Annotated in this window: 11 protein-coding genes; 6 read left to right on the forward strand and 5 right to left on the reverse strand. The window is 65.1% G+C overall.

Going from position 1 to position 11,240, the window contains the following annotated elements; translation table 11 throughout:
- Positions 1 to 282: 282 nt before the first annotated feature.
- Positions 283 to 1,353 carry an enoyl-CoA hydratase/isomerase family protein gene (locus HU763_RS13065; RefSeq protein WP_186685730.1) on the forward strand — a complete coding sequence of 357 codons (1,071 nt, stop codon included), beginning with the start codon at positions 283 to 285 and terminating at the stop codon, positions 1,351 to 1,353.
- A gap of 16 nt (positions 1,354 to 1,369) precedes the next feature.
- On the forward strand, positions 1,370 to 2,521 hold the full coding sequence (locus tag HU763_RS13070; RefSeq protein WP_186685728.1) for an acyl-CoA dehydrogenase family protein: 1,152 nt from the start codon (positions 1,370 to 1,372) through the stop codon (positions 2,519 to 2,521).
- A gap of 158 nt (positions 2,522 to 2,679) precedes the next feature.
- Here HU763_RS13070 and HU763_RS13075 read toward each other — a convergent pair whose 3' ends face one another.
- Complete coding sequence (locus tag HU763_RS13075; protein WP_170030162.1) at positions 2,680 to 3,612, reverse strand: LysR family transcriptional regulator; 933 nt, start codon at positions 3,610 to 3,612, stop codon at positions 2,680 to 2,682.
- 119 nt (positions 3,613 to 3,731) lie between these two features.
- On the opposite strand from HU763_RS13075, the gene HU763_RS13080 reads away from it, so the two are divergent.
- Positions 3,732 to 3,992, forward strand: a complete 261-nt coding sequence (locus HU763_RS13080) for a DUF2790 domain-containing protein (RefSeq protein WP_186676700.1) — start codon at positions 3,732 to 3,734, stop codon at positions 3,990 to 3,992.
- 1 nt (position 3,993) lies between these two features.
- Here HU763_RS13080 and HU763_RS13085 read toward each other — a convergent pair whose 3' ends face one another.
- Complete coding sequence (locus tag HU763_RS13085; protein WP_186685726.1) at positions 3,994 to 4,686, reverse strand: tRNA (adenine(22)-N(1))-methyltransferase; 693 nt, start codon at positions 4,684 to 4,686, stop codon at positions 3,994 to 3,996.
- Between the two features lie 137 nt (positions 4,687 to 4,823).
- Here HU763_RS13085 and HU763_RS13090 point away from each other — a divergent pair, with 137 nt between their 5' ends.
- Positions 4,824 to 5,204 (forward strand): RidA family protein, encoded by a 381-nt coding sequence (locus tag HU763_RS13090; protein ID WP_186685725.1) that lies wholly within the window; start codon positions 4,824 to 4,826, stop codon positions 5,202 to 5,204.
- Between the two features lie 249 nt (positions 5,205 to 5,453).
- Entirely contained in the window at positions 5,454 to 7,454 is a 2,001-nt protein-coding gene (locus tag HU763_RS13095; RefSeq protein WP_186685723.1) for a peptidase U32 family protein, read from the forward strand.
- 52 nt (positions 7,455 to 7,506) lie between these two features.
- Here HU763_RS13095 and HU763_RS13100 read toward each other — a convergent pair whose 3' ends face one another.
- Positions 7,507 to 8,832 (reverse strand): sigma-54 dependent transcriptional regulator, encoded by a 1,326-nt coding sequence (locus tag HU763_RS13100; protein WP_186685721.1) that lies wholly within the window; start codon positions 8,830 to 8,832, stop codon positions 7,507 to 7,509.
- Positions 8,833 to 9,174: 342 nt separating this feature from the next.
- Here HU763_RS13100 and HU763_RS13105 point away from each other — a divergent pair, with 342 nt between their 5' ends.
- Positions 9,175 to 9,441 carry a hypothetical protein gene (locus HU763_RS13105; protein ID WP_186676691.1) on the forward strand — a complete coding sequence of 89 codons (267 nt, stop codon included), beginning with the start codon at positions 9,175 to 9,177 and terminating at the stop codon, positions 9,439 to 9,441.
- Positions 9,442 to 9,549: 108 nt separating this feature from the next.
- Here HU763_RS13105 and HU763_RS13110 read toward each other — a convergent pair whose 3' ends face one another.
- Both HU763_RS13110 and HU763_RS13115 read right to left on the reverse strand, forming a co-directional pair.
- A complete protein-coding gene (locus tag HU763_RS13110; RefSeq protein WP_186685719.1) occupies positions 9,550 to 10,116 on the reverse strand; it encodes a vWA domain-containing protein in 567 nt (188 codons plus the stop codon).
- 101 nt (positions 10,117 to 10,217) lie between these two features.
- A complete protein-coding gene (locus HU763_RS13115; protein ID WP_186685717.1) occupies positions 10,218 to 11,240 on the reverse strand; it encodes a magnesium chelatase ATPase subunit I in 1,023 nt (340 codons plus the stop codon).

Raw genomic sequence — 11,240 nt, forward strand, 5'->3', positions numbered from 1 at the left:
GGCGTCATCTGGCAGCTGCGTGGTGCATGGCTTGGGGCAAGACCCGGGCCGCCTGACATCTGGCAATGTTCATGCGGTACTACCTGGCCCTAGGGCCGCGCCCAGTTCGAGGGCCAGCCGAAACCTTGCTAGAGTGGCGGTAGCGTCGGCCAAGGCAAAAATGCAGAATCCCCCTGCAGATATGTCGATTGTGCACGGCAAATTCGCATGACAGGATTCTGCGATCCTCCAGCGAATTCCAGACTTCACTTGGAAAATCAATAACAAAGCAGGGAGAACGCAATGACTGCGCACGCTACTACCTCAGCCACCGCCCCTGTGCTGGCCGAAGTCCGCAACCACATCGGCCACCTGACCCTGAACCGCCCTGCCGGCCTCAATGCCCTGACCCTGGACATGGTGCGCAGCCTGCGCCGGCGCTTCGACCTGTGGGCCAACGACCCGCAGGTGCAGGCCGTGGTACTGCGTGGCGAGGGGCCCAAAGGCTTCTGCGCCGGTGGCGACATCCGTTCGCTGCATGACAGCTTCAAAGCGGGCGAAACGCTGCACGAGACGTTCTTCGTCGAGGAATATGCGCTCGACCTGGTCATCCACCATTACCGCAAGCCGGTGCTGGTGCTGATGGACGGCTTCACCTTGGGCGGCGGCATGGGCCTGGCCCAGGGCTGCGACCTGCGCGTGGTCACCGAGCGCAGCCGCCTGGGCATGCCCGAAGTGGGCATCGGTTACTTCCCGGATGTCGGCGGCAGCTACTTCCTGTCGCGCATCCCTGGCGAGCTGGGCACCTATCTGGGCGTCAGCGGCGCGCAGATCCAGGCAGCCGATGCGCTGTACTGCGGCCTGGCCGACTGGTACCTGGCCAGCGACAAGCTCGCCGCCCTCGACCACGGCCTCGACCAGTTGCGCTTTGGCGACCACCCGCTCAAGGACCTGCAGAACCTGCTGGCCAGGCTCGGCACCCAGGTGCTCGACGATGCCCCGCTGGAAAAGCTGCGCCCGGTCATCGACCACTTCTTCGCCCTGCCCGATGTGCCGGCGATCGTCGAGCAACTGCGCGCAGTCAGCATTGGCGACAGCCACGCCTGGGCCGTGGCCACCGCCGAGCAGCTGGAAAGCCGCTCGCCGCTGGCCATGGCGGTTACCCTGGAGATGCTGCGCCGCGGCCGCCACCTGGGCCTGGAGGACTGCTTTGCCATGGAGCTGCACCTGGACCGCCAGTGGTTCCAGCACGGCGACATCATCGAGGGTGTGCGTGCGCTGATCATCGACAAGGACAAGCAGCCACGCTGGAACCCACCGACCCTGGCCGCGTTGCAGCGCCAGCGCGTCGAACAATTCTTCGAAGGCCTGTGAGCCGGGGAGTACACAGATGCAAGACCTGGAACTGAGCGAAGAACAGATCATGATCCGCGACATGGCCCGGGACTTCTCCCGCGGCGAGATCGCCCCGCATGCCCAGGCCTGGGAAAAGGCCGGCTGGATCGACGATGGCGTGGTGCGCAAGATGGGCGAACTGGGCCTGCTGGGCATGGTCGTGCCGGAACAATTCGGCGGCAGCTACACCGACTATGTCGCCTACGCCCTGGCCGTCGAAGAGATCGCCGCCGGCTGTGGCGCCACCGGGGCGATGATGAGCATCCACAATTCGGTGGGCTGTGGCCCGCTGCTGGCCTACGGCACTGCCGAGCAGCAACAGCAGTGGTTGCCGCGCCTGGCCAGTGGCGAAGTGATCGGCTGCTTCTGCCTGACCGAACCGCAGGCCGGCTCCGAAGCGCACAACCTGCGCACTCGCGCCGAGCTGGTGGACGGCCAGTGGGTAATCAACGGTGCCAAGCAGTTCGTGAGCAACGCCCGCCGCGCCGGCTTGGCGATCGTCTTCGCGGTGACCGACCCTGAGCTGGGCAAGAAGGGCCTGTCGGCATTCCTGGTGCCCACCGACAAACCGGGCTTCAAGGTCGACCGCAGCGAGCACAAGATGGGCATCCGCGCCTCCGATACCTGCGCCGTGACCTTCGACAACTGCCGCATCCCCGCTGCCAATATCCTCGGTGAACGTGGCAAGGGCCTGGCCATCGCCCTGTCCAACCTCGAAGGCGGCCGCATCGGCATTGCCGCGCAAGCCTTGGGCATTGCCCGCGCCGCCTTCGAAGCCGCGCTGCTGTACTCACGTGACCGCGTGCAGTTCGGCAAGCCGATCAACGAGCACCAGAGCATCGCCAACCTGCTGGCCGACATGCAGGTACAGGTGAATGCCGCGCGCCTGCTCATCCTGCATGCCGCGCGCCTGCGCAGCGCCGGCAAGCCGTGCCTGTCGGAAGCGTCACAGGCCAAGCTGTTCGCTTCGGAAATGGCCGAGCGGGTGTGCTCGATGGCGATCCAGGTGCATGGAGGGTATGGCTACCTGGAGGACTACCCGGTGGAGCGCTACTACCGCGATGCGCGGATCACGCAGATCTATGAAGGCTCGAGCGAGATCCAGCGGATGCTGATTGCCCGCGAGTTGAAGCACTACCCGATTTAAAGCCTTGCACGCACCCTGAGCGGCCTCGTGTCGCGACAGGGCCGCAACGCCGCCCCAGGATGTCAGCTTTGATGCACACATTGCTGGGGCCGCCATGCGGCCCTGTCGCGACACAAGGCCGCTCCTACACAGGCCAGCGTTAACCGCCCCCCACTCGGCTATCGCCAATAGCGCGCATCATCCACCACGCTGGCATGGCCCTCGAACAACGCCGGCAACTGCTCCTTGAGGTAGTCGATCCAGGTCCGTACCTTGGCATCCAGGTAATGGCGTGACGGGTATACCGCGTACAGCGCGTTCTCCCGCAGCCGGTACGGGGCCAGCAAGCGGCACAAGCGCCCCTGTTCGATCGCCTGGCTGGCGGTATAGAACGGCAGCAGGCCAATGCCCATGCCCAACTCGCTGGCCACCAGCATGGCGTCGGCAACGTTGGTGGAGAAACTGTCGCTCGGCGCGATCACGCACTGGTCCACCCCTTGCGGGAATACCCAGTCCCCTTCGTACATCGGGTAGGCCATGCGCAGGCAGCGGTGCTGGTGCAGGTCTTCCGGGCGCTCGGGTACGCCGTGGGCCTGCAGATAGCTGGGCGCCGCACACGGAATGCTGAAGATGTTGCCCAGCGGCACGGCGATCAACTGCGAGTCCGGCAGGGCCCCGTCTACGGTAATCACCACGTCATGCCCTTCGGCCAGTGGGTCGGGGTTGCGCTGCGACAGGGTCAGCTCGATCACCACCTCCGGGCACAGCGCGTTGTAGCCGGCCACCAGCGGCATCAGCAACAGCCCCAGGCCGTGCGGGCAATGCAGACGCAGGTGGCCACGCGGGGTCAGGTGCGCACCACGGGCTTCGCCCACCGCTTCTTCGGTCAGCAACAGGATCTGCCGCGAGCGCTCAAGAAATCGCTCGCCGGCCTCGCTCATGCGTAAACGCCGCGTCGTACGGTGCAGCAGGCGGGTCTGCAGCTGGTTTTCCAGCTCGGCAACAATGCGCGATACCTGCGCCGCGGAAATGTCCAGGGCGTTGGCAGCCGCAGCGAAGCTGCCGCATTCCACGACCCGGGCGAAGGTACGCATGGCATGCAGCATGTCCATGAATGGGCTCCTTGATCACATTATTCTTGCGCTATAGGCAGGAATCTATCACGGATCAGCCCATTTATTGTGGATGACCAATGAATGGATCATGAGTCATCCACTGAAAGGAGCCTGCCATGAAACGCTCGATCACTGTCCTTGCCATAGCCGCCAGCCTCGCCTCGTTCGGCGCTCTCGCCGACACCGCCAGCAGCCAGCCCGCCAGTACCCACTACGAATACGGCATGCCGCTTGACGTGGCCAAGGTCATTTCCATCACCCCGGCCAGCAACGCCGCCGACTGCCAGGTCGGCACCGCGCACATGGTGTATGTCGACCACCAGGGCCAGCAGCGTGAAATCGACTACCGGGAGATGGGCAACTGCTCGCAGCAATGACTCAGGCCAGGACTGTGTTGATCCAGCCCAGCTGTTGCCTGAAGTGGTCGAGCTTCGCTTGAGGCACCGCATCGCGAGCCCGCTCGAAGTTGGCCAGGGTCTGCTGCTTCTGCCGCAGCATGCGCCGCCACTTGACCAGGAACGCCTCGCTTTTCTCCTGCAACAGCAGCGGGCCGAAATACAGCTGTTCAGCGGTGTACGCCGCCGCACCTGGCTCGGCGACGATGATCTCGTAGTCGAAGCGGTTCTCCCGCAGCAGTTCTTCGTTGACGATGCGCAAGCCATTTTCCATCAGCCATTGGCGCAGTTCGCGCTCACCGCCATTGGGCTGGAGCACCAGGCGGGTGACGCCAGCCAGGCGCTGCTTGCCGGCTTGGAGAATGTCACACATGGTGTCGCCGCCCATGCCACAGATGCTCACCACCGAGATGCGGTCCTGCGGCTCGATCGCTGCCAGGCCATCGGCCAGGCGCACGCTGACCCGGCCGTCCAGGCCGTTCCTGCGCACGTTGCGCTGGGCCGAGGCGAACGGTGCCTGTGCCACCTCGCCGGCAACCGCTGCCGCCAGCACGCCACGCAACATCAGGGCCACCGGCAGGTAGCCGTGGTCCGAGCCGATGTCGGCCAGGCGCGCGTCTTGTGGCACATAGGCGGCCACGCGCTCCAGGCGCCTGGACAATGTATGTTCGTTCACGGTAAACCCCTGGCTTTGCAATGGGGCGCGATTGTGACGGCGAACGCCAGGCATTTCAAACACCGGGGCGCCCTCGACCGGGCCAGCGCGCTCGCGTAGGCTTGCCGCTTTCCTTCCGTTGCAAGGCACGATACACCATGGCAAATGCAGACATCATCTACACCCCGGACCCGGACGCCGAGTCGATCTCATCTGACGTCGCCGAATACAATGGCGTGCTGGTCACCACCCAGATCCCGACCCACGCCGATGGCAGCCTGGAGCTGGGTGGCATCGTCGCGCAAAGCGAGTGCACCCTGCAGGCGCTGAAGGTGGCGCTGGAAAAAGCCGGCAGCGGCATGGACCGCGTGCTGCACCTGACCATCTACCTGACCGACATGGCCGACCGCGCGGCATTCAACGAGGTGTACCAGCGCTACTTCAGCAAGCCCTGGCCAGTACGCGCCGCCGTGGGCGTGGCCGCGCTGGCGGTCGAAGGCATGCGCGTGGAAGTGACCGCGATGGCCGCCAAGCGCTGAGCGGTCCGTAACGCAAAATCCGTGCAGGAGCGGCCTGGCGTCGCGATGGGCCGCAACGCGGCCCCGGCGATATCGGCGGCGCAGCTGATGGCCTGGGGGCGCTGCGCAGCCCTTTCGCGACGCAAGGCCGCTCCTGCACAGGACTGTATCCGCTACCGACCTGCACCTCTGGGCAGCGCAATGATGTCGCCGTCCGCTTTCGCCGCTACAATGCCCGCCTAAACCGTGACAGCCCGAACCTATAACGACATGTCCCTTCCAAAGAATCACCTGGAACTGCTCAGCCCTGCCCGTGACGTTGCCATCGCCCGCGAAGCGATCCTGCACGGCGCTGACGCCATCTATATCGGCGGCCCGAGCTTCGGCGCGCGCCATAACGCCTGCAACGAAGTCAGCGATATCGCCGAACTGGTCGAGTTCGCCCATCGCTACCACGCACGCGTTTTCACCACCATCAACACCATCCTCCACGACAACGAACTGGAACCCGCCCGCACGCTGATCCACCAGTTGTACGACGCCGGCGTCGATGCCTTGATCGTGCAGGACCTGGGCGTGATGGAACTGGACATCCCGCCGATCGAGCTGCACGCCAGTACGCAGACCGACATCCGCACCCTGGAGCGGGCCAAGTTCCTCGACCAGGCCGGCTTCTCCCAGCTGGTGCTGGCCCGCGAGCTGAACCTGCAGCAGATCCGCGCCATTGCCGCCGAGACCGACGCCGCCATCGAGTTCTTCATCCACGGCGCGTTGTGCGTGGCCTTCTCCGGCCAGTGCAACATCTCCCACGCGCAGACCGGCCGCAGCGCCAACCGTGGCGATTGCTCCCAGGCCTGCCGCCTGCCCTACACCCTGAAGGATGACCAGGGCCGCGTGGTGGCCTTCGAGAAGCACCTGCTGTCGATGAAGGACAACAACCAGACCGCCAACCTGCGCGACCTGGTCGATGCCGGCGTACGCTCGTTCAAGATCGAAGGCCGCTACAAGGACATGGGCTATGTGAAGAACATCACTGCCCACTACCGCAAGGAACTCGACGCCATCCTCGAAGACCGCCCGGAGCTGGCCCGCGCCTCCAGCGGCCGCACCGAGCATTTCTTCGTGCCCGACCCGGACAAGACCTTCCACCGTGGCAGCACCGACTACTTCGTCACCGAGCGCAAGGTCGACATCGGTGCCTTCGACTCGCCAACCTTCACCGGCCTGCCGGTAGGTGTGGTGGAGAAGGTCGGCAAGCGCGACCTGCAGGTAGTCACCGAAGTGCCGCTGACCAATGGCGACGGCCTCAACGTGCTGGTCAAGCGCGAAGTGGTGGGTTTCCGCGCCAACATCGCCGAGCTGCGCAGCGCGTTCGAGGAAGACGGCGAGAAGCGCTACCGTTACCGCGTCGAGCCCAACGAAATGCCCGAAGGCCTGCACAAGCTGCGGCCCAACCACCCGCTGTCGCGCAACCTCGACCACAACTGGCAGCAGGCCCTGCAACGCACCTCGGCCGAACGCCGGGTCGGCGTGCACTGGCACGCGGTATTGCGCGAGCAGCGCCTGGCGCTGACCGTCACCAGCGAAGAAGGTGTGAACGCGCAGGTGGCGCTGGACGGCCCGTTCGGCCCGGCCAACAAGCCGCAGCAGGCGCTGGAGCAGTTGCACGACCTGCTCGGCCAGCTGGGTACTACGATGTACCACGCCGACAGCATCGAACTGGATGCCCCGCAGGCGTTCTTCATCCCCAACTCGCAGCTCAAGGCCCTGCGCCGCGAAGCCATCGAGGCGTTGACCGCGGCACGTGTGCAGGCGCACCCGCGTGGTGGGCGCAAGGCCGAGACCACGCCACCGCCGGTATACCCCGAGTCGCATTTGTCGTTCCTGGCCAACGTGTACAACCAGAAGGCCCGTGACTTCTACCACCGCCACGGGGTGCAACTGATCGACGCAGCCTACGAGGCCCATGAAGAGCATGGCGAAGTGCCGGTGATGATCACCAAGCACTGCCTGCGTTTCTCCTTCAACCTGTGCCCCAAGCAGGCCAAGGGCGTGACCGGCGTGCGTACCAAGGTGGCGCCGATGCAGCTGATTCAGGGCGACGAAGTACTGACCCTGAAGTTCGACTGCAAGCCGTGCGAAATGCATGTGATCGGCAAGATGAAGAGCCACATCATCGACCTGCCGACCCCAGGCAGCGCGGTGGCCCAGGTGGTCGGGCACATCAGCCCGGAAGACTTGCTCAAGACCATTCCACGCGGGCCGCATTGAGCGTAGCGCCAGCGGGTTCGCACGATCCGGCAAGGACCGGGCGAACCCGCCCTCAGCGTATCTGGTGCTTGTGCAGCAACCGATAGAATGTCGGCCGCGAAATACCCAGCACCTTGGCCGCCACGCTCAGGTTGTCACTGTGCCGGTTGAGCACGTCGCATAGCGCCTGGCGCTCGGCCCGGTGCTTGTACTCCTCCAGCGTGCCCAGTGGCGGTTGTGCCGGCTCGAGGGTATCCAGCCCCAGGTCCTGCGCTTCGATTTGCCGGCCTTCGGCAAGGACCAGCCCGCGGCGTACCCGGTTGGCCAGCTCACGCACGTTACCCGGCCAGTCATGCCGGCCCATGGCCGCCAGGGCGTTGTCGCTGAACGACCGCGGGCGACGCCCGGTTTCCAGGCTGTAGAACTGGGCAAAATGGCTGGCCAGCATAGCCAAGTCACCATGCCGGTCACGCAGTGGCGCGGTGACTACCTGCAGGACGTTGAGGCGGTAGTAAAGGTCCTCACGGAAGCGCCCTTGTGCGATGGCCTTTTCCAGGTCCACATGGGTAGCCGCCAGCACCCGCACGTCCACCGGGATCGGCTGGCTGCCGCCCACGCGCTCGATATGCTTTTCCTGCAGAAAGCGCAGCAGGTTGGCCTGCAGCTCCAGCGGCAGGTCGCCAATTTCGTCGAGGAACAGCGTGCCGCCGTGGGCGGCTTCGATGCGCCCGGTCTTGCGCTGGTGGGCACCGGTGAACGCCCCTTTTTCGTGGCCGAACAATTCCGACTGGATCAGGTGTTCGGGTATCGCCCCGCAGTTGATGGCGATGAACGGTTGCTCGCTGCGCTGCGACTGGCGATGCAGGGTGCGCGCGACCAGCTCCTTGCCGGTGCCACTTTCACCACGGATCAGCACTGGCGACTCGGTGGGTGCCAGCTTGCCCAGCAGCTTGCGCAGCTCGCGGATCGGGCGGCTTTCACCCAGCAGCTCGTGGGTGGTTTCCTCGGCCTTGCGCACGCCCCTGCCGCGCAGGCGGGCCATGCCGAAGGCACGGCCCAGGGTGACCTGCACCCGGGATACGTCGAATGGCAGGGTGTGGAAGTCGAAAAACCATTCGCAGACAAAATCGCCGACCGCCGGCATGCGCAGCTGTTCGGCGCTGAGCACGGCAATCCATTCGGTGTTGCTGCGGGTGATCAGGTCCTTGACCGCATCCGGATGCCTCAGGTGGCTAGCCTGCAAGCGTAACAGGCCCACATCGCAAGGTTGATCCAGCGCGGCGCCGAGCCTGCAGCTGTCCACATCCCAGCCTGCGCTGCGCAGGCCTGGCAACAAGCGGTGGCAGTCGTCGCAAGGGTCGACGATGAGCAGACGGCGTTGGGCGGCTGGCTGTTGCATGACCGATCCTTGGCGCCAGTTTTTGGTTTTGTGAAATAAAACAGCAAGTTGTGGCGCCCGATTAACAGTAGCAACGAAGTTGACGGTGCCCAGTACCGTCTGTCTGCCGAATCATTTTTTTACAATCTGTCATGGGAATTTTCGCACTTTATCGACATCACATGGCGGCAAGGGCCGGGGTGAAACACCGCCCTGAAAAATTTTTTACCAACCCTGTGTGACTTGCCCCCGGACATTGAGCATCAGTACACATAACCCCGCGCTGCACTTCGCGACCACTGAGGCGACTTTAAAGCAACGCGGACTTCATCTGGATGTTTGGGACCATAGAGAGACCGAACCATGAATGCCCCGCTCCGTGTCAACGAAGCACTGCTGATTGCCGACCACGCCTTCGAACCCTTCCAGTGCGTAGCCTGGGATGCCCCCAACGGTACTGGTGAACTGAGCCTGGCAGTGATCGACCGGACCAGCACCCGCATCGGCAGCAAGCAAGTGTCGTCGAGCATCTATTCCGACCCGGCCCAGTGGGCCAGCCTGATTGAAGAAGTGCGCGCGGAACTCTGCGAAAAAGGTTACGACCTGCAACCGTGGTCGATGCCGAAATAATATAACCCGGCAAAAACCAAGTGCGTGCTTGCCACGCACTTGTATAACTTCCTCAGTTGCTGTTCTGGCAACGCTGCTTGTTGCGACATTGTGTCGCGCCGGTACTTTTCACTCCCGGATCTTGAACTGTTGCAAGTGCTGATAATCCGCTTGCAGTTGTTCCGCCAGACGCTGCGCGCGCCCCAGGCGCACCGGCGCCATTTCCATATCCACCAGCAACGTGGTGCACGGCATCGGCTGTACACCATTGCAATGCTGCAGGCGGCCATCGGTAAACACCAGGCAACGCAACGCTTCCTGCGGGTGGGCGCGTTGCCGCGCCTGGAGCCAATGCCGGGCCTGTTCCAGTGCGGCAAGCAACGGCGTTCCGCCACCGGCACCCAAGGCGTGCAGCCACGGCTGCAAGGCGGCCGAAGCCTTCAGGCCGTGACGTTGCCACTGCGGCGTGCGCCCGCTGGCAGTCAGCAGGGCCAGCCTGGCGCGCTGGCGGTACGCCTGGTCGAACAGTGTCGCCAGCAGCCCCTTGGTCTGCGCCAGTGCCTGGTGGCGCCGGGTCGAGGCCGAGGCATCGACGATAACCAGCCACAACTCGGCTGGCCTGGCCTGGCGCAGCTGCCAGCACAGGTCCTGGCGCAGCCGTGGCCGGCCCTTGAGCAAGGTCGGCAGCCAGGCCACCCGACCGCTGGCGGCATGCCGCGCACGGCCCGTGCGGGTACCGTGCTGCTTGCCTGCGCCTGCTTTGGCATCCGGCCCCTTGGCAGTTGGCTGGGGGATGCTCAGGGCTTTTTTGCCCAGTTCGGCACCTCACGGCGGGCGCCGCTGGCGACCGGCTGCGCCGGCAATGCCCCCCAGTCGCCCTGCCCGGCCTGTTCACCCGGGTTACCGGCACCCTGCGGCACAGGCTGCTGCCCAGCTTGCGACGGCGTCGAAGGCGGGTTGGCCTGGGGAGTAACCCGGCGACGATGGCGCAGGGCGAACTCGGCCACCGCCTCGACATCGGCCTCTTCGATGGCTGCAGCACCGCGCCAGGCGCAGTGCGCGCGCGCAGCCCGCAACCAGACCAGGTCGGCACGCAGGCCATCGACCCCGGCGGCATAGCAGCGCTCGGTGATCCAGGCCAGCGCCTGGTCGTCCAGGGCGATATCGGCCAGGGCGTGGCGGGCGGCCTGGCAGCGTTCGCGCAATTGCGCCTGGGCCGGGGCCCATTGCGCACAGAAAGCCTGCGGGTCGCTGTCGAACGCCAGGCGGCGACGAATGATTTGTTGACGCGCTGCCGGCTCGGGCAAGCCTTCCAGGGCCACGTTCAGGCCGAAGCGGTCGAGCAGCTGCGGGCGCAGTTCGCCTTCCTCCGGGTTCATGGTGCCGATCAATACGAAGCGGGCACTGTGCCGGTGCGAAATGCCGTCACGCTCGACCCGGTTGGTACCGCTGGCCGCCACGTCGAGCAACAGGTCGACCAGGGTGTCGGGCAGCAGGTTGACCTCGTCGACGTACAGCACGCCGCCATCGGCCTGGGCCAGCACGCCCGGGGAAAACTGCGCCTTGCCCTGCCCGAGCGCAGCATCCAGGTCGAGAGTGCCGACCAGGCGTTCCTCGCTGGCCCCCAGCGGCAGGGTGACGAACGGCCCCTCCCCCAGCAGGTCGGCGAGGCCACGGGCCAGGGTGCTCTTGGCCATGCCACGCGGCCCCTCGATCAGCACACCACCGATCTTCGGGTCGATAGCCGTCAGGCACAGCGCCAGCTTGAGGTCGTCGGCAGCGACCACGGCGGCCAGCGGAAATTGCACGGGTTCACTCAT

It is taken from the genome of Pseudomonas anuradhapurensis (assembly GCF_014269225.2).
Lineage (GTDB): Bacteria > Pseudomonadota > Gammaproteobacteria > Pseudomonadales > Pseudomonadaceae > Aquipseudomonas > Aquipseudomonas anuradhapurensis.